Here is a 26,654-nt window from a genome sequence, read left to right as displayed (position 1 = left end):
ATTATGAATATATTAGAAATTATTGAAAAGAAAAAAAATAAAGAAGCATTATCTCAAAAAGAAATTGAGTTTTTTGTTGATGGATATACTAAAAATAAAATTCCCGATTACCAAATGTCAGCCTTATTAATGACTATTGTTATTAATGGAATGAATGATGTTGAAACTGCTTATTTAACTGAAGCAATGATGAATTCAGGTAAAAAAATAAACTTAAGTTCAATAAAAGGAATAAAGGTTGATAAGCATTCAACAGGGGGAGTAGGCGATAAAGTTTCTCTTGTTTTAGGTCCTATTGTTGCTGCTTGTGGTGCTGTGTTTGCAAAAATGTCAGGAAGAGGTTTAGGTTATACTGGAGGAACAATTGACAAACTTGAATCAATTGAAGGATTTAATTGTTTTCTAAATGAACAACAATTTAAATTTTTATTGAAAAAATCAAATATTGCAATTATTGGTCAAACTGATAATCTAGTACCAGCAGATAAAAAAATATATGCATTAAGAGATGTGAGCGGAACAGTAAATTCTCTACCTTTGATTACATCATCGATTATGTCTAAAAAATTATCAACAGGATCTGATGCCATTTTGCTAGATGTCAAATGTGGTTCAGGAGCTTTTATGAAAAATATTAATGAAGCTAAACAATTAGCTCGTTGAATGATTAATATTGGAAAAAAATTAAAAAAAGATGTAAGAGCTGAAATTACTAATATGGAACAACCATTAGGGAGAATGATTGGTAATAAAAACGAAATTATTGAAGTAATTGAATCATTAAAAGGTAACGGAGATAAAAAATTTATGGAATTAATTTATTCATCTGCTACAACTCTTTTAATCCAAGCCAAAATTGTAAAAAATGAAAAAGAAGCTTGTAAATTGATTGAAGAAGTTATTAAATCTGGAAAAGCATTTAATAAATTTTTAGAATTAATTGAAAATCAAGGAGGAAATATTGAACTAATTCAAAAAACTAATTGATGAAAACCAAAATATAAATTAGAAATAAATGCAACTAAATCAGGATATTTGTATTTAAAAAATTCAGTTATTTTAGGGTTAGTTGCTGTTAAATTAGGTGCTGGAAGAAATAAAAAAGAAGATATTATTGATAACGAAGCAGGAATCGAATTAAAAAAAGTTACAAATGAAAAAGTTCAAAAGAATGAAATATTAATGGTTTTATATTCATCCAAACCAATTGATAAAAATTTATCCAATGAAGTTAAAAAAACATTTGAAATTAATCAAAAACCAAAAAATAATAAGATAATACTTGCTAAAATGGAATAGATAAAAATATGAAAATTTGTTTGTTTGGTGGTTCATTTAATCCTATTCATAAAGGACATATAAAAATAGCAAAAGAAGCTATTAATTTTTTGAATTTAGATAAGTTAATTTTTATTCCTTGTCAAAAAAATCCGTTTAAAAAAAATAATTATTATGTAAGCGGAGAACAAAGAATAGAAATGATTAATTTAGTCCTAGAAAATAAAATGGAAATTTCTGATTTTGAAATTAAACGTCAAGGATTTAGTTATACAATCGATACTATTAAATACTTTAAAAATAAATATCCAAATGACGAACTTTTTTTTATTATTGGTAGTGATAATTTAACTAAATTATCAAAATGAAAAAATATAGATCAAATTGTTAGAATGGTTAAATTTGTTGTTTTTAAAAGAAGTAATAAAATCAATAAAACAAATATTAAAAAATATAATTGTTTACTAATAAATAATCAAATTTACAATGAATCTTCTACAGAATTTTTAAATGGAAATTTTGAAGTTCTGAGTGAAAAAATATTGCATTACATTGGAAAAGAAAAAATTTACTTTGAAAATATTCTTAAAAATATTTTGGATGAAAAAAGATACTTGCACTCTTTGCATGCACGTAACTTTGCAATTGAATTAGCTAAAGTAAATAATTATGATGTTAATAAAGCAGCTTTCGCGGCATTAGTTCACGATATTGCAAAAAATATTGCAAACAATAACAAAGAAAAAGCAAGAAATATTATTAAAAAATATGAACCTCAAAGATCACAAATTGAAGATTATAAATTACACCAAGAAATTGGTTATATCATTTTAAAACACATCTTCAATGTTGAAGAAGAAATAGCTCATGCTGTTAGAGTTCATACATCATTAGACATAAATTTAAACATTCTAGATAAAATTGTCTATCTTGCTGATAAGTTGTGTCAAGGAAGAAAATATCCTGGGATTCAAAAAACAAGAGAAATTGCTTTAAAAAACATTGATCAAGGTTTAAAACTAGTTATTAATCAAACAATTCTTTTCAATAAAGAAAAAGGAATAATTTTTACAAAAGAACAAGAAGAAATTTATGAAAAATGAACAAAATAAAATTGGTTTAGTTGTTGCAGATGATAATGAAATTCAAAATATGAACGAATTTAAATTTGTTAAATCATTTAACAACAATTTGAATGTTAATTTATATAGATTTAATAATAAATTAATTTATGTTATTCATTCTAGAATTGGTCTGGTAAATGCAGCATTAGCTACTCAATATTTAATTGATTGTTTTAAAGTAAATGCAATATGAAATTATGGAGCAGTTGGTTCAACAAAAAAATGCAAATTATATGAAGTTGTTATCCCACAAAAATTTTATTACTTTGATGCTTCAAGTCCTTGATACAAAGAGGGACAAATTCCTGGAGAAAAAAAATTTTATTTAAATTCATTAAAATCTTCTAAAAAAATAAATATAGCTTCAGGCAATTCTTTTATTAATGATATAAAAATTATCAATAGTTTAAAAGAAAAAATTAATTTTGATTTAATTGATATGGAATCTTGCGCTATAGCACAAGTTTGTGACAAAAACAATATAAATTTTTATTGTATAAAAGGCATCAGTGATGTGATTGGTGAAAATAATATATCGACAACAAAAAAAGATATTAATATTTCAATTACTAAAGCTTCAAAATTAGCTTTCAAAAAAATGATTGAGTTAATGTAATTTTATTTATCAACAGGATATATATCTTCAACATTAGAAAAAAAATCTTCAGGATAGTCAACTTCAAAAGTTAAATTTTTTCCATTGATATGAGTAAATGATAATTTATAAGCATGCAATCTTTGTCTAAAATCATCTAAATATTTACCATATAAATCATCACCTAAAACAGGATGTTTAATATAACTTAAATGAACACGTATTTGATGTGTTCTTCCTGTTTTTAAAACGCATTTAATTAAGGTGTGGTTTTTATAATGATAAAGTGGATAAACATCTGTGTAAGCATTTTTTGAATTATTTTTAGTTACCATCATTTTTTGTCGATCATTAGGATATCTACCAATTGGTAAATCAATATGGAGTATATCATTTGTAATTAAACCTTTTACAATTGCTTTATATTCACGATTAATTTTATGTTCTTTAATTAAATTAGCAAAATAACGATGAGCTTCATTAGTTTTTGCAACAATTAATAAACCTGAAGTATATTTATCAATTCGATGAATAATTCCTGGTCTTATTGAACCGTTTAAATCTGAAAGATTACGAAAATGATATAAAAGTGCATTTACCAAAGTATTATCATAGTTCCCTGGTGCAGGATGTACAACCATTCCAGATGGTTTATTAATAATAATGATATGTTCATCTTCAAAAATAATATCAAGAGGAATATTTTGTGGTTCAATTTTGTATTCTTTATTATTTACTTTTTTAGTTATTTTAATTATATGGTTTGGTTTAACAGTAAAATTTGGTTTACGAACTTCTACTATTTCATCAACAAAAACACCATAATCAATAATAATATTTTTAACTTCATTTCTTGAAATATCTGTATGATCTGAAATATATTTATCAATACGATCTTGATAATCCACTTTTAATATTATTTCTTCTTTTAAAATCATAAATCTATTTTACCAATGGATTTGATGTTATAAGAACATCGTAAGATAATACATCATCCTTTAGGTTATGAAATATAAATCCTTGATTTATACCTTCTTGATCTATTTTTAAACTTATTTGATAATTTGAGTTTTTACTTATTTTAAAATTCTTTGTAAAATCTTTAGTTACAATTTTTTCTAATTCAATATCTTCAAAATCAAAAGCATTTTTTAACATTGTTTTTAAAACTACTAAATCTATTTCTTTAGCTGTTATTTTATTTCAATCTTTTGTAAAATCTTCTGCTTTTGGGTAGGGAATTGTGTTAATAATTGCCTTGACATTTATTTCATTTGCATAAGCAAAATTCGTATTTAATGCCTCGGTTATTTCTTTGGTTACAATATCTTTATCATTCAACGAACTATCTAAATAGAAAATAATAGTTAATGTTTTTGAATTAACTTGCGGCTGAATTGATACTCTTCTTATTTTTTTATAAATTCCTTTTTCATTTAAAAAATTTTTAAAATTTTCATTAGTTTTAAAATATTTACCAATAAAATTAACTGACAAAAGATCATCTAAATTCTTTCAACCTTGCAAATTAACAAAATTATTAATTGTTGGTTTTTCATCTAAGGGAGAAATTGCATCAGGATTATCATTTAAAAATTGAATTAAATCTAGTTTTTCTTGAATATAATTATTAGTTTGTTTTGCAGAAGAACCACAAGAAATAGCAAAAAAAGTTGGACTTATACTTGAAATAATTAATGAAGATAAAAATATTTTCTTATAAGACATAGTTCATATATTATAGTACACTACACATTTTTAGCCAAAAAGAATTGATGTTTAATTTAATTAAATATTTTTTTAATTTTATTCATCATCAGACATATTTAAATTAGAAGTATACATTTTTGCATAAAAACCATTTTTATCTATTAATTGTTGATGATTACCTTGTTCTAAAATTTCACCATCTTTAAGAACAACAATTAAATCAGCATCTTTAATAGTTGAAAGACGATGAGCAATAACAAATGAAGTTTTTTCTTTCATTAATTTATTCATTCCAATCTGAATATCTTGTTCTGTTTTAGAATCAATTGATGAAGTAGCTTCATCTAAAATCATAATTGAAGATGGAGAATAATATGCTCTTGTTAAAGCCAATAATTGTGCCTCTCCTTGAGAAATAGAAATTCGATCATCAATAATAGTTTCATAACTGTTAGGCAATACATTAATAAAGTGCTCTGATCCAATTTGATGAGCAGCATAATGAATTTTTTCTTTATCAAAAATATTTTCATGATGACCATAAGAAATATTTGTATAAATTGACTCATTAAATAAATTGGTTTCTTGTAATACAATAGAAATATGTTTTCTTAATTCATCTTTCTTAATCTCTTTAATATCAATTCCATCAATGGTTATTTTTCCTGAATCTAATTCATAAAATCTCATTAATAAATTCATAATTGTCGATTTCCCTGAACCTGTAGGGCCAACAATACCTATAGTTTGACCGGCTTTAACATTAAGATTAAAATTTTTGATTATCGGTTTATCTTTGATATAAGAAAATGAAACATTCTCGAATTTGATATCACCTTTGATAATATCTAAACTTTTTGTTCCTTGGTCTATATCATCAACTTCATTTAAAATTTCCATAATTCTCTTAGCACAAACAAATAATTTTTCATACAAAGAAGCAAAACGAGAAATAAAACCAATTTCTCCTAATAACATCCTATTTAATAAAACAAATGTTGTTATTGTTCCTCAAGACAATTTAATAACGCCACCATGTGGAACGTTAAAAGTAAAAAATATTATTCCAATTGCAATCAACGAAGCGTAAGTAATATTTTCTAAAATATCCAAAGAAGGATAAACTAATCCTATTTTGTATTCTGCTTTATATGAAGATTCTTTATGTTGATTATTAATCTTATAATAATTATTTTTAATATCTTTTTGTTTCCCAAAAACATAAATTGGTAATTTATTGAAAATATATTCTTTATTTAAAGAATTTAATTGACCAACCTTTTTTTGCATTTCATCAAAATTTGGTGAAGATTTTTTTGCAATTATTCCTGTTACAAGCAATATTAGTAGTATAAAAAAAAGAGCAACAACCGATAAAAGTGGCGAAATTATAAAATTAGTAACTAAAATAGAAAAAATAATAATAGGCGAAGTAAAGAAACCAAAAACAACTTGAACCATGTTAGCTATCATCATATCTACATCATTAGTAGTTCTGGACATTAATTCACCTAATTTTGATTTGTCAATATAAGAAATAGGAATATTTAATAATTTTGTAAAAATTGCATATCTGATTCTTGAACCAGAACGATATGAAAGTTTAATAGTTCAAATCAAAAGTTTGGTATTTAATAATCAATAAGTTGTGTATAGAGAAATAATTATCAAAGAAGCATACAAAATTTTTAAAAATTCTTTTGTATTTAAATTAATTGAAGTTGTAGCTAAATTTATTGTTTCACCAACAAAATAAGAAGATACAATGACTAAAGCCGAACATAAGAAACCAACAAATATATGAAAAATTAAAATTAAAGGATCTTCTTTAAAAAATTTAATTATTTTTATTGTTTCTTTAAAATTATCTTTTTTAGACATTTAATATTCCTTTCTATTTTGCAAGTTATAAATCTCTTGGTATATCTTATCTTTTTTTAATAATTCTTCATGTGTTCCAATTGAAGAGATATTTCCTTTATCCAGAACAATTATTTGATCCATATTTTCAACTGAAGATATTTTTTGTGAACTCATTATAATTGATGAATTTTGAATATTTTCATTCAATTCCTCTAACAATTTTTTTTCAGTTAAATTGTCTAGAGCTGAGGTTACATCATCAAAAAGATAGATATAAGCTTCTCTTGCAATTGCTCTTGCTATATTTATCCTTTGTTTTTGACCACCTGACAAATTTTGACCAAATTCTTCTAATTGATATTTGATTCCTTGAGGATGAGAACTTACAAAATCTTCAAGTTGAGCTATCTTGATTGCTTTATTTATCCTACTCTCATCTATGTTTGGGTTTGAAAACTTAACATTATCTTCTATTGTTCCTGAAAATAACATTTTTTTATCTTGAAAGGCGTAAGAAAGATTTTCTAATAATGAAGAGGTTTTTAAATCTTTGATATTAATTCCGTTGATTAATATCTCTCCTTCACTAATATCTCACATTCTAGTAATTAAATTCAATAATGTAGTTTTACCTGATCCCGTTTGTCCTACAATACCAAATTTTGAATTTTTAGGAATTTTAAAAGAAATATTTTTTAAAACATAATCATTAGAATTTTTGAAATATTTAAAGGAAACGTTTCTAAATTCAATATCACCATGAACAAAAGTTTTTCCTTCATAATTGACATTATGTGTTTGTAATTTTTGTATTTCAATAATTCTTTCTCTTGATACCAACGAGCGAGTATAAAAAATGTATAAAAATGTCGCATCATAAACCGACCATAAAACTAAATACGAATATGAAACAATTGCAAGAATATCCCCTATGCTAATTTTAGATCCTAAAAATTAATATTTTCTCAATTAACAATAGATGCAAATAAAACTACTATAATGGCACAAGCATTGATAAATGCTAATGAAAATGGAAATGACAAAAATGTTTTAATTTCTGCTTTCGAAGAATTTTTATAAATTTTTTCATTAACTATTGAAAATCTTCTAATTTGTCTTTCGAATAAATTAAAAGATCTCACAACTCTAGATCCTACAACATTTTCTTCAATTATCTTATTAATCTTATCTACATTATTAATCGATTTTTCATAATAATATGAAGATTTTCTTGCAAACAAAATTGCTACAATAAATAAAACAATACTTAAAAAAATAATTAATAAACAAATAATATAGTTTACAATAGCAATCATGATTGAAAAAATTATTCATCTTATAAGTGAAGGAATAACATTAATTAAAAATCAATTGTAATACATTGAATAATTGAAAATATCTAATGATAATCTTGTCATCAAAGAATTGGAACTATATTCTTGCAAATCTTGTGGCGATAGATCTTGCGTCTTATCAAAAATAATGTTTCTTATTTGAGCTATTTTAGTGGCACTTAATTTTGATAAATATATTTTAGAAATAAAAGCAAAAATTAACGAAAATAATCCAACTCCTATCATTAATAAAATTGAATATCAAATATTGTTAATATTACTTATGTGTCCTTCTTGTCCGTTATTAGTAATATATTTAACAATAAATATAATAAATGCTGATAAACCTGAACTTATACATCCTGTTGTAAAACCTAAAAAAAAATTAATTCAATCTTTTTTATCTCATTTAATAATTCTTTTATTTTTGATCATTAAAAATAAATGAATAATAAAGGCTTAAATTCAGGCTTAGTTTATTTTTATAAAGCATTAATTTTATCCTTTCTTAGGTTTTTATAATTCATCATTTTTAAATTATAAATGAACTATAATGATAAAACATAATTTGATATTTTTAAGTTTAAAATAATAGCAAAAATTAAAACTTAGTTTAATAAATGATATTATTGAATTGTCAGGAAAATTAATAATGTCAAAGGTAATTGCAAAAAATAAATTTGCTACCTCTGATTATGAAATATTAGACAAATATATTGCTGGTATGGAACTTCAGGGGTGAGAAGTAAAATCTATTAGAGCAGGAAATGTAAATTTAAAAAATTCATTTTGTTCTTTCAAAAAAAATGAACTGTTTGCTTCAAACATTCATATCTCATCTTGAATGCTTGAAAAAAATGAAGAATTTCGTGCAAGAAAATTACTTCTGCATAAAAATGAGTTATTAAAAATTCTGACAAAAATAGAAAAGTATAGATGTACCATTATACCTTTAGTTCTTCTTTGAGAAAATAACAAAATAAAATTGGAAATTGCTTTAGCAAAAAGAAGAAATAAAGTCGATAAAAGACAAGCTATAAAAGAAGCTGAAATTAAAAAAAGACTTCATAAAATTTGTTAATTATGGGGATGTAATGGCTTCGACATAACTTGGGATTATTATTTTGCAGTGGTGTAGTAGACCATAATTACTTAGGCTTTTCAATAAACGGAAAAGAAAAACAAACAGAAGATAATATTAACCTATTATCTTCACAACAATCAAACCTAGTTTTTGCTTAAAGATAGCAACTAGTTACTTCTAATATTCCCTTAATATTAGCAAGTATCGGTTAAAGGGTATGTAAGCGGATTCGATTAAAGCTTAACGAAATTTCAATCGACATTCTCTTTATTGTCTTGTTTGTTCTAGTAAAGAAGAATTGCAACAAAGAATAATCTAAACTGTAGAAAAATAATATCACTCATTTTATGGACCGGGGTTCGACTCCCCGCATCTCCACCATATGTATTTCAAATACCTCATTTTGCTACTAGATTACTAGTAGTATTTTTTTATTTTTGGCATTGCGGACAATAAAAAGTACTCCTTGATTGTTGTTTTATTCTAACAATATTAGTTGAACAAATATAACATTTTTTATTTGCTCGATTCATAACTTTTAATAACTTATTAAATTCACCAGTTTTATTTTCTCCAAAAGAAAAAGTATGAATTGTAGTTCCATTATATTTAAGAGCTAACTTTAAAATTTTTTTAGACGAAACAACTATTCTTTCCAATTCATCCATTGATAATTCATTAGCTTTTTTAAAAGGCAATATTTTTGCATCAAATAAAATTTCTGAAGCATAAATATTGCCAATACCACTTACTATTGTTTGATCTAATAAAAGAACCTTGATTTCTTTGCGTAATTTATCTAATTTATTTTTTAAATAATTTACATCAAATTTATCATCCAAAGGATCAATAGCAACTTTTTTCAATTCTTTTAATTCTTCAATATTATCTGTTAGATGAAATGTACCAAATTGTCTTGAATCATTATAAGCAAGAAACTTTTCAGTTAAATCAAAAATTAAATAATCGTGCTTTCGATTAATCTTTTTTTGATCAACAAAAAATTTTCCTTCCATTCTCAAATGAACAACCATGAAAAGAGAATTATCAAGTTCAAAAATTAAATATTTTCCTTTTCTTTTAATATCAACAATTTTTTTATTAATTAATTTTTCTTTAAATATTCCAATAACTGTATTTTTTAAAAATTTTTCATTTTTAATTTCAATTTGTTTTATTTTCAAACCAATTATTTCCTTTTTTAAATAATCAATTACTGTTTGTACTTCTGGTAGTTCTGGAATTTTATTCTCCTTTAATTAATTTTATTTCTTCCTTATATGGAGATTTGTTTTCTATATATGGAGTTTCTAAAATAATAGGAATATTTTTAAATCTAGAATGATTTGCAAAATTTCTTAATGCTTTTAAACCAATAAAGCCTTGACCAATGTTTGCATGACGATCTTTATGAGAACCTAATTCATTTTTTGAATCATTTAAATGAATGACTTTAACTTTTTTTAATAAATCCATTTTTTCTAATTGGGTGATAAAACACTTTCCTTCATTAGATTCAAAATCATTTTTAATATCATAACCACCATCTCATAAATGACACGTATCTAAACATATTCCTATTCGATCACTATCTATTTTATCTATTAATATTTTTAATTCTTCTAATGTTTTTCCTATCTCAGATCCTTTACCTGCCATTGTTTCTAAAATAATAGATACATTAGTTGTTTTTTCTAAAATATCTTTAATATTTTTTGCAAGATGATCTAATGTCCATTCTAAATTTTGGTCTAATTTTGCTCCAGGATGTAAAACTAGATATTTAGCACCAATTAAATTCATTTTTTTAATTTCAGATATTAAAAATTCTTTTGCAAAAGTCGATTTATTTCTATTTGCTAAATTAATAATATAAGGGGCGTGAATAATAATATCTTCAGGCTTTATTACACTTTGATATTTTTTTTGATATTCTTCTATTTTAAATTTAGAAGGATCAACTCTTTTAGTACTCTGTGGTGGACCTAAATAAATCATCATAGTATTTGCATTATTTTCAATACTTTCACTAATGCTATCTATTAAATAATTTGGAGATTTAAAAGAAATGTGAGAACCGATTTTTAACATATTTAATATCCTTTAATAAAATCATTTTGAATAAACTTAACAATTTTTAAATTTGGAAATTTTTCCTTGATAATTTCAAACATTCCTTCAACAAAAACATCTTCGGTTTTATGTGAAATTTGAATAAAATCAATATTATTTGAATTTAGAACTTGTTGTTCATTTCATTTAATATCAGAAGTAATTAAAATATCAACTTTGTCTTTTTTATTCTTTTTAATAAATTCATATATATCCCCTGCACCTGGACATAAATAAATCTTATTAATTATTTTATTCTTACTTAGTGAATAATTTGATAAAATAAAATTTAAATTTAATTTATTTTTTAAAAGATCAACTAAATCTCCAAAAGATTTTTCAAATAGTAAAATTGAAGCAAATTTATAATTTTTAATTATCTTATTATCTAAACCTAATTTTTTAATAAATCAATATTTAGTTCCTTTTTTATCTTGATCAAAATTTGTGTGAATTGAATAAACGGATATTTTATTTTTTTCTAACATTTTAATTAATTCTTTCTTTGTTAAATCATATTTAAATATATCTTCTCAATTTGAAGCAAAACAAAAAGGATGAAATGAAATAATTAGATTCACTTTTTCAGTAATTGCTTTATTAATAGAAAATTTATTAACATCTAAACATAAAAGAATTTTATTTAACTTATCATTTTTAATTTTTCTTTTTAACGAGTAACCAACAAAATCTCACTTTTCTGCTTTTTGATATGGATATTTTTTTTCTAAAAAACTTATTAATTGTTTTTCATTTATTTCTAACATAAGAGAATTATAAAAGTTTTATTTATCTATATCTATAAATATGTGAAACTTTTCATTTCATAATAAATAAGGTAATAAAACTTATCAGAGGAATAATAGATAAAATTGCTCAAATTAAAACCTTTTTTCTAACTTCGACGATTGAACATGTTAATACTTGAAATAAAAGTAGTAATGTAAGAACAAAAGAAACAATAACAAGAACTCCTGAAACTATACTAAAAACTCATATTATTATTTCTTTGTATTCATATAAATTTGAATTTTTTAATGATGTTGCTAAAACGATGAGCAAAATTGAAACAACAAACATAATTATGTTGCTAATAAAAATATTTGATAAACTAACAACCTTTTTGTATATTGGGATTAAACTATTTATTTCTGTAGAACTAAATTTTTTATTTTTTAATTTAGTTTCAAAATTATTTAACTTTTTTTCTTTACGTTTTTTTAAAAAACTCATACTTTATCTTTCCTAATTATATCATTTAGACATGGACATATCATTAAAGTGCAATATTATCTTGATTTTTTGGTTTTATTAAAGATATTTTGAAATTTTGGATTCAATTTTTTATTTTTTTTCTATTTGGAATTAGAACATAACCAACTAATATCAAACAAAGAATGAAGATAATTGTCATAAATGCTGCTTGATATTGGATATCTATGGCATTAGAATTTGGAGAAAAAATTTGCGCATAAATTTGCGTTGTTAACGTGGTCCCAGGGCGATTCAACATTGAATATTTCGATGATGAAAGACCAGCAGTTAAGTACAATGGAGCGGTCTCAGAAAAAATTCTTCCTATTGTTGAAATAATTGAAGTAGTAATTGAAATTAAAGCCATTGGTAATACTAATTTTCAAATTGTTTGTAATCTTGTGTTACCTAAAGCGAAAGAATTTAATCTAATTTCTTTAGGAACATTTTTTAATGATTGTTCTAACAATCTTGTGAACGAAGGAATAATGACAATGATTAATGTTAAAGCTCCGGCTATTAAAGAATTGCCATAAACACCATTAGAAGATCAACCAAATGTTTGGATGAACAATAACAATCCAAACATACCAAAAATAATAGAAGGAGTTGTTCCTAAAGAATCTAAAAAGAATAAAATAACTTTTTTAAATGTTTTATTGATTGAAAATTCATTTAGATAAATTGCAACAAGTAGTGACAATGGGAAACCAATAACTAAACAGATAAAAATAATTAAGAATGTGTTGATTAAAGATTGTGTTGTTGAATTTTTTGAATATAAGAAAAATAATTTTGGTTCTTCATTTATTCCTAATATTCCATTAAAAATAATGTCTCCAACAATTCAACATACAAAAGAAAAGCAAATTAAAGTGAAAAAAATTTCTCAAAAAATCTTTCAAATCGGATAAACGTTTTGAAATTTATAATTTATATTTCGATCTCTAATATATTTTGGTACTTCGTCTACATTATTAACTGAAATAACATTTTTAGATTTAAAAATTATTCTTTCTCAAATAATTTTAAATTGCAAAGGTATTCATGATACATACTCATAAAGATTTTGTTCAAATCTGTAAAATCAAGATTTATTTTTTTTGTTTCTTTTTCTTGAAAACGAAAGAATAAATAAATTTAAAATCATTGAAGTTAAAAGCATTAAAAAACCAAATGTATATAGAAGGGGTCTTATTTTTTCGGGATCTTTATCTGCAAACATTGCTGTAGAAATAAACGCTCCTAGTGTTTGTGATGAAGAGTTTAGAAATGATCCAAAACCATTTGTGTAGATAGCTGAAGAAGGTTGGGCTTGTAAAATCATTGATACAGCCATTGATTCTCCAATAGCTCTAGATATAGCAAGAATAACAGCAACTACAATTTCTGGTTTTGCTGCTTTTTTTGCTACTTTATAAATTGCTCTTGTTTTTGTATTTCCTAAAGCTAATGGATTATTGATTAAAGTATCTTCAATATTGTTTAAAGCATCTAAAGTCATTGTTACAATTGTTGGGATAACCATAAAACAAAGCATAATAGAACCATTAAAAATTGAATTTGGACTAATTCCAAATAAAGTATTTCATATCTTTCCTAATGATTGTTCGGCAAATAAACCAAAAATAACAGATGGTATTCCACTAAGAACTTGAAAAATTACCAAAACTGATTTTCGATAATTTTTTGGTAAACGATATTTAGTAAATAATGCTACTCTAATCCCAATTGGTACTGCAATTATTAGTGCGATAAGTGAAGTTAGAATAGTTATACTAAATGGAATTCAAAATGAATATTGATCCTTACTTGCATCAAATTTGCCACTAAATAAAATATTAACAATACCAAAATTAACAAAACCTTGAATTGCAAAAATAAAAATAAAAATAACTAAAACAACAAATAACAAAATCATGAATAATGAAAAAGTTAAAGAAGTTCACTTGGCAATTTTATTTAATTTATACTGATTTTCAATTTTTTTCATAATTAACTTTTAGGGGCTTCTCCTGCTCCACAATAACCAAGTCTAATATCAGCATTTAATGGATCCACCATTCATTCATCTTTTAATGAGGCTCCTTCTTTTGTATTAATCATCATTTCTAATTGTTCTTTTTTTAGTGGAATATATCCTTCTTCAAGAATAATTTTAGTTGCAACACCATCATTTGTATTGTTTTCTATTCCATCAAATATCCAAGTTAACATATTTTTTATTTTCTTATTATTTTTAATTTGGTTAATTGAATAAATTAAATTAAAAGGACGATATCAGTCGTATCCTTCTGTAATTTTAATTTGTCCTTGATCATCTTTCATTTTTATTCCATTGTAAGTTGCAACTTTAAAACCTTTTTTTTCAATTTCAGATAAATTATTCAATATAAAACCTGCAGATAAATAAATCATCGATCCTTCTGGTCCATCTTTTACTCTATTTCAAGCTTGCGAATTAGCTTCAGCTGTTTGGATTACATTGCTTTTATAAGCACCATTTTTTAAAATGTCTTTTACTTCTTTTTCATCTATGTCATTTCAATTAATTTTTAAATGAGAATCATTTAAAAAAGCATCAGCAGTTCCTGAAACATTTGAGCCACCATTTCTAGCGAAAGGAGTTATTTTTGTCTTATTTTCATTATTTGCAATTTCGCCCAATGTATATGTTTTTAATCCACTAAAAGCATGATAAATTTTAGCTATATTATTTTCGTTAATATCAATAGAAATATTGTCTTTTGATTTATAAATTATTCCAATACCATCTCAAGCTATTGTTAAAGTTTTAATATTTTTATCTTTTCATGCCTTTGATTTTTTATCTTTTTTTACAGCATCTTCTGATAAATTAATTCCTGGATTTTTAGAAGCCATACCTATTTCTTTTGTTCCATCAACAATAGCATTAATACCTGCACCCGAACCACCAGCTGAAGTAACAATATCAATATCGTTATAAACATTAGCCAAGGAATTAATTAAAGGTAAAACAGCTGTAGATCCTCCCATACTTACAATTGGCATACTTACCAACGCGCCACTTACACATGTAATTATTGTTGCAAAAGTAGCAACTCCAATAATTGGTAATCCAATTTTTAAAATTTTTTTATTTAGTGATCTCATAAATAAAATTTGTAAATAAAATTTTACCTAATATTTTACTTTAGATAAAGCAAAATTTTCCGCTCTTTTTTTTTTTTTTTTATTTCAAGATATATAATTTAAGTCTTATGAAAAAGAGAACAAAAATTGCGTTGGCTAATACTTTATTATCGCTAGTGATAACTTCTACTTCAATAGTTATTATTTCTCAAATTGTAGCTAATAACAACAAACATATTTTTTCAAATTTACAAAAATTAACTAATAGCAATACATGAAATTTAACAAATAGATCGACTTTTTTAGTTAATGGTAAAAATAATTCAAACACAGTAAGTCTAAATAATCAAAATAATTTTAAAGCTGTACCAAATGGTTATGTTTTTATTGATAATAATGGCTCATTAGTTTGTGTTGATAAAGACGATCCAACTAATCAACTTTGATGATCAAGTGAGAACTATAACGTTGCTGCTATTGAGTATACTCCATACAATGATTCTTTAGTTGTTCTTCAAGTTGAACAAGATCCTAATGCCTCAGATGCTTATCTTGTTTTTGTAAAAGCATACAATAATATTTCAACTATTGAAACTGGCGAGAAAATTGGACCAAGTACACCAAAATATCAAATTTATCGCTACAACGGTAGTTTGTGATATAGAAATATAAAACCGCTTTCGTGATCGCTTGCACCAATTTACAAAGAAACAGGAGTTGTAACTGATTTTCTAGTTTATAGCAGAGGTTTTTCAACTTTTAATAACAATGTAAGAATGCTTAGAATCAAGTTAAATCAAGATAACACTATTACTTCAACATCTTTAGATAAAACAGGTTCTGGAACAAACAAAGATTTTACCGGTCAAAATGTTGTAACTTATCCAGGAGAATGACATATAACACAAGCTATTGCTGCTTTTGATTATAGAAATCAGTTACATACTCTTCATTTTACAAAAAGACATTCATCAGTTTATAAAGATAAACCAACATGAGTAGGTGTAGAACATTATGTAGATGCCTGAAAATGAGAAGGTAACAAAATGTTCCAACAATTATCATCTGATGCCGGAATTTTTGGTGATGGATTTTTAGGTGAAACAGATGATGATAGCATCAGTTTCATTTCTAACGCTATACAAAGTTCTATTACTAGTGTAAGTACAAGTTATGATCAAAACACAAAAGAAGTGCAAGTAGCTTTTGCTGATAATTTGGGAGGAAATAAAACAAAAGGCATACACCGAGCTTCAGGTTTTTTTATAACAGGTTTAAATTTTAATCAATCTGCTCTTACAGAAAATAGATATGTTCCACTATGGAGAAATTGAAAAATAGATGGACAAAATTGACCTAGCATTGCTACAGAAGTATGATCTGGTAATTTTTTTACTTCTCCCACCATTGCAAAAGGGTTGACTGTTAATACAAATTGATCAAACCCATTTATTGCTAAAGGCTGAGATAGTAGTTGAGATTCATCATATAATTCAGAAGCAGGTAATGGTGGCTTTATAGGTGTAATTACACAACCAATTGATTATAATAGACAATATGATTTGAGCCCTACATCAAACGAAAGTTTTGCAAGAATTTACATGCAAGCTTATAACAAAAGTTTTGACAGATCAAATTCTAATATTTACACAACTTTAAAAGGCGGAAATTATAATGACCAAAATGGTACAGGTTGATATCAAAATGCTTATGATGTTCCAGTAATTCAATATGATGATAGTAGTTTAAGTACATCAATTTTTGATAAAAACATTTTCGTTTTAAGAAACGGAACACAAGAAGGTTTATTTATTAATCAAAAAAACAGAGGAACAATTGCTGCTACTTCTGTTGCATCATACGGTTACTTTACAAAAACAAAAAGTGAAACTATCGAAATTGATATTAGTAACGAAGGAAAATTTATTAATGAAATTAACCATCAATATTTAACAGAAAAATATGCAATAGAATCTACACCTTGAAATAATTCATCATTCTTATCTAATGATTTAGGAATGTCAAATGTAAGAGATGACGCTTTATTTTACATAAATCCTAATATAAATATAGATGCAAGAAGGGGTCAAGCTACTTTTGATCTATATGTAACTATTAAGTATAATGAAACTGGTAATTTAAGAACAATTTCTTCAGAAGACTTAAAAAATAATTGAAATTCAGAATTTAGAGTTTGCTCAGTAACACTTACAGGTTTAAAAGTTGCTAATCCTACTTCTGCAATTATTCAAACAAATTTAGGAATGTCTAATATAAGTGCTCTTGATTTTTCTTTATCAAAAAACAATGATGAAATAAAAAGAATAATTTTTGATAAAAGAAATGAAATATTTAATAATACATTGCCTACAGATTTTGAACTTTCAAATATTGTCTCTATTATAGAAAAAAATGTTGCTAATTCTGAAGGAACAATAACTATAACTTTTTCAATTGATAAATACTACAACGATAAAGGACTATTAGAAGAAGTAGAACCTAAAAATTTTACAATTAAGTTTATTGGTTTTAAAGCAGATGATAGAACTACATCAATTAATCCACAACTAACTAATGTAGAAAATATTTTGCCTTCACAATATGAAAATAATTTAGAACTTATAAAAAATTCAATAATAAATAATATTGAAAATGTTTATTCTCCATTAGATATTAATGATATTGAGGTTACATTCAATGAACCAAATGATTTAATAGGAACAATTAATGCTAATATAAAAATCATAAATTCTAAAGCGTTACAAAATGGAAATATACAACAAGAATTTTCATTAAACAACGTTGTTCTATCAGGTTTTAAAATAAAAAAAGAAACAACTAACATTATTCCAAATATTAAAGCTATTCAATTAGGATTATTTGATTTAAATATTAATAAAGCAAAAGAAAAAATTAATGAAGAGTTTATAGTTATGAATAAAGATAAATTCTTTAATGGAGATATACAACTAAATAATGCTAATGAAATTTTAAACTTAGAAGTTTCAATTCAAAATAATAGTTTGGTTGTATCATTCAAGTTAAAAGCTAATACTTGATATGATGAAAATGGACAACTTGGTTCAATCGAAAAAGATTTTAAAACTAATATAAGTGGGTTTAAAGAAGAAAATAAAAAAACATCTAATTTAGCACAAATTATTGGAGGAATTTTGTTGGTTATTGGAGGGGTTTTAACTATAGGTATTGTTACTTTTATGTTTATAAAATCTAAGAAAAATAAAAAAAATAATTAATTTAATATTTCTTCTAATTTTTCAATTGCAAAATCAACTGATTTTTGTCTAATTAAATTACGCTCTATTGCTCCAAAATTTAATTCATAAACCTTGTCATTAATCGCAATAAAAACTAATCCTATTGGTTTATTTTCCATTGCTTCTGGTCCTGCATTGCCACTAAAAGCAATACAATAATCAACATCAAAAAAATCTTTTCCTTTAATAGCCATTTCTAAAACAACCTTTTTATTAATTACACCTTTAGAAGTATCAATACCTAATTTTTCTTTTATTTCATTTCAATATGTAACTAATGCTCCTTTAAAATATTTGCTTGCTCCTGGAGTTTTAATAATTTCTGATGCAAATAAACCACCTGTAAATGATTCGACTGAGGCTATTGTAATTTTTTTTTGACTAATCTTCATAAAAACTTATTTTTATTTTATAAAAAATAGTTAATATTTTGTAATATAAAAACAAAGAGAAGGTAGGTAGCACTATTATGAAGCTTAAAGGATTATTTACTTCTGAGTCAGTTGGAAGAGGGCACCCAGATAAAATCTGTGATCAAATTTCAGACAAAATTCTTGATGCTGTTTTGGAAAAAGATCCAAACGCTAGAGTTGCTATTGAAGTAATGGCAACCAACCGTTTAATTATTGTTGGAGGAGAATTAACAACCAAAACTTATGTTGATATAGTAAAACTTGCTTGAGAAGTTATATTAAAACTTGGTTACTCTGAAAATGATTTTTCAATTCTTTCAAATGTTCACTCTCAATCTCTTGATATTAATCAAGCTGTTGATAAAAAAAACTCAAAAGAAATAGGGGCTGGTGATCAAGGGATTATGTTTGGTTACGCGACAAATGAAACAAAAAATTATATGCCCTTACCAATCACTATTGCTCATGAATTAGTTAAAAAATGTGAAGAACTTAGAAAAAAAGATCATGAAATAAAATCGGATATGAAATCTCAAGTAACTATTGATTATACTAATCCTAAAGAAATAAAAATACATACAGTATTAATGTCAATTCAACACGATAAAAATATTGATTCTAAAAAATTTGAATCTAAAATAAAAGAAAAAGTTGTTCAACCAACAATTAAAAAATTTTTTCCAAAAATAAATTACCAATACAAAACATTCATAAATCCTTCTGGCAAATTTTTAATTGGCGGTCCTATAGGAGATACTGGATTAACAGGCAGAAAAATAATTGTTGATACTTATGGTGGAGCAGCAAGACATGGTGGGGGCGCTTTTAGTGGTAAAGATTATACAAAAGTAGACCGTTCAGCTGCTTATGCTGCAAGATGAGTTGCTAAAAACTTAGTTGCTGCTGGCATTGCAGATCAAATAGAAATTCAATTATCATATGGAATTGGTTTAACAAAACCAATTTCAATTGATGTTGAAACATTCAATACTTCTAAATTTTCTAATAAAGAAATAATTAATATTATTAATAATGTTTTTGATTTATCACCTTATGGAATTATCAAATCTTTAGATCTAAAAAAACCAATTTATTATCAAACATCATTTTATGGTCATTTTGGAAGAGAAGATTTAGATTTGCCTTGAGAAAAATTAAATAAAGTTGCATCAATTAAAAAATTATTAAAAAAATAATTTTGTATATTTGTATTTTTAATTATTTTAAAAATATTTTTTATTAATAATATTTTGGTTGATTAGACAATTTTTAATCAAATATATAAAGCAATCTTGTGCTTTTTTTTTTTTTTTATTTTGAGATATATAATTAGTTTTTATAAAACAACAAACAAAATTTTTATACATTAAAATCAATTTAACTTTTACTTGAATAATCAAATGAACATTCAACTAAAACAAATAAAACTATCAGCTAGACCGGTATTAAAATGATTATTAATTTCAGGAATTATTCTAGGTTTAACTGTAGCAACATTAGCAATTTTATTTGGAGTTGTTTTATAAAAATTTACTTAAGAGTTTAATTAAGAAAGAGGTTTGTTATGAAAAAAAGCACTAAAAAGTTATTGGGTTTAGGAACTTCGCTTTTAATTGGTTCTGCTGGTGTAATTGCAGGAATTGGTGCTCTAAAATTAGATCAATCAGGATCATCCATTAATCAAAATAATGCTAGTCGTGCTGTTCAAAACGATGGTTTTGGACTAACTAGTCACGATTCTTTTATTATTGGAAAAAATTTAAATCAAACTGAAATTTACAATAGCACTCCAAACGTAACTAAACCAGTTCCTAATGGATATGTCACAATAAATAAAAATAATCAACTAATTTGTATTGATAAAAACGATCCAAATAAAGTGTTGTGATATTCTAATTATGGTAGTGGCTATAATGTTTTAGCTACAGAATACACTCCTTATGAAGATACATTAGTAGTTTTATACACTGATGAAAAAAGAAATGCAGGAGACAGTGTAAGGATTAAAGTTTGTAAGTATCCAAATATTTCATCAAAAACAGATGGACGAGAATTTACAACATGAGAAGATAAAGTTGTTAACACTTATACTTATGATGGTAATACTTTTAGAAATGATACGTGAGGATTATCACCAATTTATAAAACATCAACATCTGATGGCGATAATGCTTAAGTTACTAGTTATCTAATTTATCCAAAGTTACATACAGATAATAATAATCTTGGTAGTTAAGGTTCTGATAAGATTTTTGAATATTCTGTAAAAGATAAATCAGTACAAAATAGAAAATTTAAATACCATTATACCGATAGATATCAAGCTATTATGGGAATGGGTTCATGAATTTATGGTGATAAAATTCATGCAGTTTTACTGATGCTAAGAAAAGGAAGTACGGGTTCATGAATTGAAGTAGAATATTTAGTTCAAGAAGATAACAAAGAATATTTTGCTTCAAAAGGTATTAAAAATCCTGGGAGTAGTGCTGATGGAAATTTCTGATCTGGAAGTTCTTCAGCTATTATATCCGAAGCAGTAAGATCGAATATTTCTGGTGCTGCATTTAGTTACAATTATGATACTTCTGATATGAAAGTTACATTTGCGCTTAATGCATTTGGTGGTTATGATGCATTTGGAAATTCAAATAATTTTCATAAAAATGGTCAATTAATTACCACTTCAGTTTGGTGTGGAGGACAACAATTTTCGGGAACTTCAGGTCCTTGAAGAAATAATTTATGAACTGAAACTTGAGGTGGATATTTTGATAATAGCGTAATTGCTGCAAAAGGAATTAAAAATACTACTGCATCGCCCTTACTTTTAGAAGGATATGATCAAAGAATTCAAGATGCATCTAAAGGTTATGATGGCCGTTTTACCGCAGTAATTAATAACCCTACATCTTGAGGTAATGATACTTTTAATCCCACAAAAACTCTAAATAATAGTCGCTGAAGAATATATATGCAAACTGATGATGAAGCAGTAAATGCATCAAATTCAACCTACTATAGTAACTTTAGTACTAGTGTTGATATTTCACAAAATTATCGTTTAGGACTTAACCAAGGAGCTTTTGGAATTCCTGTTTTAGAGTATCATAATGACAATAATAACGATAGTACAATATTTAACTTAAACGTCATGTTTATGAAAAATGGTTCAAATAATGGAATTATTATTAACCAAAAAGATCGTGGATTAAATACGCAAAATCCATCAACTTATGGATATTATACAGAAGCAAAAAATAAAAATATTGAAATTGATATGAGCAATGAAGAAAAACCTATTGATGAAATCAATGAACAATATTTAACGGAAAAATATAAAATAAATTCTAATCCTTGATATTATTCATCATTTCTAGTACAAAATTTAAAAATGGTAAATGTAAGAGATGATGCGTTATTTTACATTAACCCTAATATAGAAAATCTAAAACAAGATCAAGCTACTTTTGATCTATATGTAACTATTAAGTATAATGAAACTGGTAATTTAAGAACAATTTCTTCAGAAGAATTAAAAAATAATTGAAATTCAGAATTTAGAGTTTGCTCAGTAACACTTACAGGTTTAAAAGTTGCTAATCCTACTTCTGCAATTATTCAAACAAATTTAGGAATGTCTAATATAAGTGCTCTTGATTTTTCTTTATCAAAAAACAATGATGAAATAAAAAGAATAATTTTTGATAAAAGAAATGAAATATTTAATAATACATTGCCTACAGATTTTGAACTTTCAAATATTGTCTCTATTATAGAAAAAAATGTTGCTAATTCTGAAGGAACAATAACTATAACTTTTTCAATTGATAAATACTACAACGATAAAGGACTATTAGAAGAAGTAGAACCTAAAAATTTTACAATTAAATTTATTGGCTTTAAAGCAGATGATAGAACTACATCAATTAATCCACAACTAACTAATGTAGAAAATATTTTGCCTTCACAATATGAAAATAATTTAGAACTTATAAAAAATTCAATAATAAATAATATTGAAAATGTTTATTCTCCATTAGATATTAACGATATTGAGATTGTATTTAATGAACCAAATAATTTAATAGGAACAATTAATGCTAATATAAAAATCATAAATTCTAAAGCGTTACAAAATGGAAATATACAACAAGAATTTTCATTGAACAACGTTGTTCTATCAGGTTTTAAAACTGCAATTCAAACCAAAATAGTTAATCCAATTAATGCAATTACAATTGATCTTAACAACAAAACAATTAATGAATCAATTGATTTAATTGATGAATTATTCATTTTTAATAATTTAAATAATTTTTTTAGTGGAAACTATGAAATTAATAATGTTTCAAAAATTAAAATAAGCAAAAAAGAAATTGATAAAGTTCAAAAAAGAATTAATTTAGAAATTGAATTAAGCGAAAATTCTGCTTATGATGTAAAAGGTAATTTAATTAATAAAAAAGTAAAATTTGAAACTTATATTTTTAATTTTAAACAAGAAATTCAAAACGAAGAAACTAAGATAATTAGTCCAATCCAAGCTTTAAGTTTAGGACTAAATAATCTTAGTATTCAAGAAGCACAAAATAGAATTACAAATCAATTTATTTTAAATAATAAAAATAAATTCTTTACTGGTTATTTAAATTTACAAAATATAAATGAAATTATTGATTTAAATATATTAATTTCTAACAACAGTTTAATTGTTACTTTTAAATTAAAAGTTAATACTTGAGCAGACAAAAATGGACAACTTGGTTCAACTGAAAAAGATTTTAAAACTAATATAAATGGATTTAAAAAAGAAAATAACAAAACATCTAATTTAGCACAAATTATTGGTGGAATTTTGTTAGTTATTGGTGGAGTTTTAACTATTGGTATTATTACTTTTATGTTCATAAAATCTAAAAATAAAAAATTAAAACATTAATTCAATTAATATTTTTTTGTTAAATAAAAATTTCAAAAATTAATAATTTGTTATAAAAATATAACCTTTAAATACAATTTCAAAAAGCACGAGTTTTTAGAATGTTAGTTGAAGAGGTGATGATTATGAAATTTAGACTAAAAAGCATGTTAATTTTTTCTATTTTTTCATTAACAATTCCGTTATTAGCTTTATCTTGCTCTCAAAAACCATTAATAAATACAAAAAATAGTCAAATAACTTTGTTTTCTACAAACGATATTCATGGAAGATTAATTGAAGATAAAAAACAAAAAACTGCAGGAATTCAAAATGTTGCTGCTTATTTAAAAAAGCAAAATTACGATTTATTATTAGATGCAGGAGATTTAATTCAAGGAACTTCATTAAATGATTTTGACCAAGGAAATACTATTGCAAAAATTGCTAAAGAAATGAAATATGATGCTATTGCGGTAGGTAATCATGAATTTGATTTTGGCTTAAACAATCTGTTAAATATTAATCAAAATATTATTCCATTTCTTAGTTCTAACATTATGAATAGTTCTAATAATCAAAAAATATTTGAATCTTCCAGAATAAAAATTTTAAAAGACGATTTAAAAGTGGGACTAATAGGGGTAACCACACCAGAAACATCAACAACTACTTTTATCGACAATATTCATGGATTACAATTTAATGATATTGTTAGCGAAGTTAGAAAAGAAATAAACTATTTTAAAAAACAAGGAATTAATTTTATTGTTATAGTTGGTCATTTAGGCGAAAATGATGCAATTAACTTAGCAAAAAACTTTAAAGATGATATCGATTTAATTGTTGATGGTCATTCCCACACAGAATATTACGCAAAAGTTTATAACACTTACATTGTTCAAACAGGAGAATATTTAAAAACGATTAGAAAATCAACATTTGATTTTAATAAAGAAACAGGATTTATCGAAAATTTTAATACTCAATTAATTGACTATGAAGAATTAACAAATCCAAACTATTTAGTTCCATCTTTGATTGAAAATCTAATAAATGATTTAAAAATTAAAGAAGAAAATGAATTTGGAAAATATATTGTTGATATTCCTTTTGTACTAAATGGAGAACGGAGTAATATTCGTTTTAAAGAAACTAATTTAGGTGATTTTATTGCTGATGCGTTCTATTATTTTTCCAAACAAATAGTAGCTGATTTAGATTTTGCTATAGTGAATTCGGGTTGTATAAGAACATCGTTAAATTCTGGAACAATAACTAAAAGAGACGTTTATAATGTTTTACCTTTTTTAAATAGATTAAAAGTTGCAGAAACTACAGGAGAAAACATTATAAATTCATTTAAATATTCTTTATCCAAAATAGGACAAGGATCTATGCTACAAGTTTCATCACAAATTATTATCAATAAACTTACAAATCAATTTTTGATTTTTAATTATCAAACAAACAAATACGAAGAAATTAATCCATCTAAAAAATACAAATTTACTACAACAGACTTTATTTTAGAAGGAGGAGGAGATGGTTACAATTGATTAGATGTCCGTCAGTCAAATTCAGGAACAACTCTAGTTAAAACAGAAAAGTCAAATTGAATAAAAGAATATGCTGAAGAATATCTAAAAATTGTTTTTAATGATAAATCTTTAAAAGAAAAATATTCGATAGAATTTCCTAATAAGAGATTAATTTATTAACAAATAATAAATTAGACAGAAAAATATTCGATAGTTTTTTTGATATCATTTTCATCTATTTTATCAAATCGATTATTTGTAATAATTCTTTCAATATTTAAAATTTTTATTTTAGATTTTTGATTAAATATTTCTTTATTTTTATCATAATTTACTAAGTAATAATTAATATCGTTATTAATTGAAAAATTTATTAATCCATGATATCAATAATCATCGATTAATATTTGAAAATAATAATTACCAAAATGGGGTTTAACTATTTTATCGTCTCATTTAATGGCCTTATTATCTATTTCAACATCAAAAACTAAAGGATTAATAACCAAATTAGAAATTAAATTATATTCACCAAATTCATGCATTTGCTTTATATCACTAGAAGATATTTTTATTTCATTAATTTTTAAAATATCAACAATTTCTACATTTGATTTTGTAATTTTTTTTAAATCCACAGCTGAAAATTTTCGATCTTTACCAAATTTAAAATCGCTACCTACAACATAATTTTTGACATTAAAATTTTCATCTAAATAACGAATAAATATATTGCCTTCAATTGATTTAAATTCAAAATTAAATTGAGCAATAATTACAAAATCAAAATTTAAATTTGCTAAATTATCTAACTTATTTTCTAAAGTTTGTAATATTTTTTTTTCATAATTTTCAATTAACAAAATTCCTATTTTTTCATTTTTACTAATATCTCTAGCTTTTTTAAGTAATTCATTATGACCTTTATGAAAAACCTCAAATTCACCTAATAATAATGTTGACCCTTTTTTAAAATCATTTAAATTACTTTTGTTATTAATGCTAAATTTATAAACATCCATTTTTTAATTTT

The 26,654-nt window shown here is 24.4% G+C and carries 23 protein-coding genes and 1 other RNA gene; 11 read left to right on the top strand and 13 right to left on the bottom strand.

Features of this window, described 5'->3' with window-relative positions; translation table 4 throughout:
- Window positions 1-3: 3 nt before the first annotated feature.
- Genes ACJA28_RS00760 through ACJA28_RS00750 form a run of 3 tightly spaced genes read left to right on the top strand, consistent with a single transcriptional unit; the run spans window position 4 to window position 3,018 of the window.
- Window positions 4-1,299, top strand: a complete 1,296-nt coding sequence (locus tag ACJA28_RS00760; protein ID WP_022935564.1) for a thymidine phosphorylase — start codon at window positions 4-6, stop codon at window positions 1,297-1,299.
- Window positions 1,300-1,307: 8 nt separating this feature from the next.
- Complete coding sequence (locus tag ACJA28_RS00755) at window positions 1,308-2,390, top strand: nicotinate-nucleotide adenylyltransferase (protein ID WP_022935563.1); 1,083 nt, start codon at window positions 1,308-1,310, stop codon at window positions 2,388-2,390.
- Window positions 2,371-3,018 carry a hypothetical protein gene (locus ACJA28_RS00750; protein WP_022935562.1) on the top strand — a complete coding sequence of 216 codons (648 nt, stop codon included), beginning with the start codon at window positions 2,371-2,373 and terminating at the stop codon, window positions 3,016-3,018. The genes ACJA28_RS00755 and ACJA28_RS00750 overlap by 20 nt, the downstream gene beginning before the upstream one ends.
- Before the next feature lie 2 nt (window positions 3,019-3,020).
- On the opposite strand, the gene ACJA28_RS00745 is transcribed toward ACJA28_RS00750, so the two are convergent.
- The 5 genes from ACJA28_RS00745 to ACJA28_RS00725 form a co-directional block, all read right to left on the bottom strand.
- On the bottom strand, window positions 3,021-3,935 hold the full coding sequence (locus tag ACJA28_RS00745; RefSeq protein WP_022935561.1) for an RluA family pseudouridine synthase: 915 nt from the start codon (window positions 3,933-3,935) through the stop codon (window positions 3,021-3,023).
- Window positions 3,936-3,939: 4 nt separating this feature from the next.
- Window positions 3,940-4,725, bottom strand: coding sequence for a hypothetical protein (locus ACJA28_RS00740; RefSeq protein ID WP_022935560.1), 786 nt, complete (start codon window positions 4,723-4,725; stop codon window positions 3,940-3,942).
- 78 nt (window positions 4,726-4,803) lie between these two features.
- Complete coding sequence (locus ACJA28_RS00735) at window positions 4,804-6,588, bottom strand: ABC transporter ATP-binding protein (protein WP_022935559.1); 1,785 nt, start codon at window positions 6,586-6,588, stop codon at window positions 4,804-4,806.
- A complete protein-coding gene (locus tag ACJA28_RS00730) occupies window positions 6,589-7,410 on the bottom strand; it encodes an ABC transporter ATP-binding protein (RefSeq protein ID WP_022935558.1) in 822 nt (273 codons plus the stop codon).
- Between the two features lie 107 nt (window positions 7,411-7,517).
- Complete coding sequence (locus ACJA28_RS00725) at window positions 7,518-8,339, bottom strand: ABC transporter ATP-binding protein (protein ID WP_022935557.1); 822 nt, start codon at window positions 8,337-8,339, stop codon at window positions 7,518-7,520.
- A 217-nt stretch (window positions 8,340-8,556) separates the two neighbouring features.
- On the opposite strand from ACJA28_RS00725, the gene smpB reads away from it, so the two are divergent.
- The gene (gene smpB, locus ACJA28_RS00720) at window positions 8,557-8,985 is read left to right on the top strand and encodes an SsrA-binding protein SmpB (RefSeq protein ID WP_022935556.1); all 429 of its coding nucleotides are present in this window, start codon (window positions 8,557-8,559) and stop codon (window positions 8,983-8,985) included.
- A 4-nt stretch (window positions 8,986-8,989) separates the two neighbouring features.
- Window positions 8,990-9,369, top strand: a transfer-messenger RNA (tmRNA) gene (ssrA, locus tag ACJA28_RS00715).
- Between the two features lie 50 nt (window positions 9,370-9,419).
- Here the strand turns inward: ssrA and mutM are convergent.
- From mutM to ACJA28_RS00685, 6 genes are read right to left on the bottom strand one after another with little or no spacing between them, the layout of a single operon-like run.
- Window positions 9,420-10,232 (bottom strand): DNA-formamidopyrimidine glycosylase, encoded by an 813-nt coding sequence (gene mutM, locus ACJA28_RS00710; RefSeq protein ID WP_027121743.1) that lies wholly within the window; start codon window positions 10,230-10,232, stop codon window positions 9,420-9,422.
- A 1-nt stretch (window position 10,233) separates the two neighbouring features.
- Window positions 10,234-11,079 carry a deoxyribonuclease IV gene (locus ACJA28_RS00705; protein ID WP_022935554.1) on the bottom strand — a complete coding sequence of 282 codons (846 nt, stop codon included), beginning with the start codon at window positions 11,077-11,079 and terminating at the stop codon, window positions 10,234-10,236.
- A gap of 2 nt (window positions 11,080-11,081) precedes the next feature.
- Window positions 11,082-11,867, bottom strand: a complete 786-nt coding sequence (locus ACJA28_RS00700; RefSeq protein ID WP_022935553.1) for a Nif3-like dinuclear metal center hexameric protein — start codon at window positions 11,865-11,867, stop codon at window positions 11,082-11,084.
- A gap of 22 nt (window positions 11,868-11,889) precedes the next feature.
- Complete coding sequence (locus ACJA28_RS00695) at window positions 11,890-12,333, bottom strand: hypothetical protein (RefSeq protein ID WP_022935552.1); 444 nt, start codon at window positions 12,331-12,333, stop codon at window positions 11,890-11,892.
- A gap of 43 nt (window positions 12,334-12,376) precedes the next feature.
- Window positions 12,377-14,347 (bottom strand): phosphate ABC transporter permease PstA, encoded by a 1,971-nt coding sequence (pstA, locus tag ACJA28_RS00690; protein ID WP_022935551.1) that lies wholly within the window; start codon window positions 14,345-14,347, stop codon window positions 12,377-12,379.
- Window positions 14,348-14,349: 2 nt separating this feature from the next.
- Window positions 14,350-15,489, bottom strand: coding sequence for a PstS family phosphate ABC transporter substrate-binding protein (locus ACJA28_RS00685; RefSeq protein ID WP_022935550.1), 1,140 nt, complete (start codon window positions 15,487-15,489; stop codon window positions 14,350-14,352).
- Between the two features lie 107 nt (window positions 15,490-15,596).
- Between ACJA28_RS00685 and ACJA28_RS00680 the strand changes: the two genes are divergently transcribed.
- Complete coding sequence (locus ACJA28_RS00680) at window positions 15,597-18,725, top strand: hypothetical protein (RefSeq protein ID WP_406602217.1); 3,129 nt, start codon at window positions 15,597-15,599, stop codon at window positions 18,723-18,725.
- On the opposite strand, the gene ACJA28_RS00675 is transcribed toward ACJA28_RS00680, so the two are convergent.
- On the bottom strand, window positions 18,722-19,138 hold the full coding sequence (locus ACJA28_RS00675; RefSeq protein ID WP_022935702.1) for a CinA family protein: 417 nt from the start codon (window positions 19,136-19,138) through the stop codon (window positions 18,722-18,724). The two genes, ACJA28_RS00680 and ACJA28_RS00675, sit on opposite strands and share 4 nt — an antisense overlap.
- 77 nt (window positions 19,139-19,215) lie before the next feature.
- On the opposite strand from ACJA28_RS00675, the gene metK reads away from it, so the two are divergent.
- The 5 genes from metK (at window position 19,216) to ACJA28_RS00650 (ending at window position 25,801) form a co-directional block, all read left to right on the top strand.
- Window positions 19,216-20,355 carry a methionine adenosyltransferase gene (gene metK / locus ACJA28_RS00670; protein ID WP_022935703.1) on the top strand — a complete coding sequence of 380 codons (1,140 nt, stop codon included), beginning with the start codon at window positions 19,216-19,218 and terminating at the stop codon, window positions 20,353-20,355.
- A gap of 204 nt (window positions 20,356-20,559) precedes the next feature.
- Entirely contained in the window at window positions 20,560-20,685 is a 126-nt protein-coding gene (locus ACJA28_RS00665) for a hypothetical protein (RefSeq protein WP_406602216.1), read from the top strand.
- A gap of 38 nt (window positions 20,686-20,723) precedes the next feature.
- A complete protein-coding gene (locus ACJA28_RS00660; protein WP_406602215.1) occupies window positions 20,724-21,335 on the top strand; it encodes a hypothetical protein in 612 nt (203 codons plus the stop codon).
- Between the two features lie 153 nt (window positions 21,336-21,488).
- Window positions 21,489-24,101, top strand: a complete 2,613-nt coding sequence (locus ACJA28_RS00655; protein WP_406602214.1) for a hypothetical protein — start codon at window positions 21,489-21,491, stop codon at window positions 24,099-24,101.
- Window positions 24,102-24,226: 125 nt separating this feature from the next.
- Window positions 24,227-25,801, top strand: coding sequence for a bifunctional UDP-sugar hydrolase/5'-nucleotidase (locus tag ACJA28_RS00650; RefSeq protein ID WP_022935147.1), 1,575 nt, complete (start codon window positions 24,227-24,229; stop codon window positions 25,799-25,801).
- An 11-nt stretch (window positions 25,802-25,812) separates the two neighbouring features.
- Here the strand turns inward: ACJA28_RS00650 and ACJA28_RS00645 are convergent, their stop codons facing one another.
- Window positions 25,813-26,643 carry a hypothetical protein gene (locus ACJA28_RS00645; protein WP_022935148.1) on the bottom strand — a complete coding sequence of 277 codons (831 nt, stop codon included), beginning with the start codon at window positions 26,641-26,643 and terminating at the stop codon, window positions 25,813-25,815.
- Window positions 26,644-26,654 lie beyond the last annotated feature (11 nt).

The organism is Mesomycoplasma moatsii, assembly GCF_045276915.1.
Classification (GTDB): Bacteria; Bacillota_I; Bacilli_A; order Mycoplasmatales; family Metamycoplasmataceae; genus UBA710.
The sequence above is the reverse complement of the archived record's forward strand: the minus strand, read 5'-3'. Positions and strand labels throughout refer to the sequence as shown.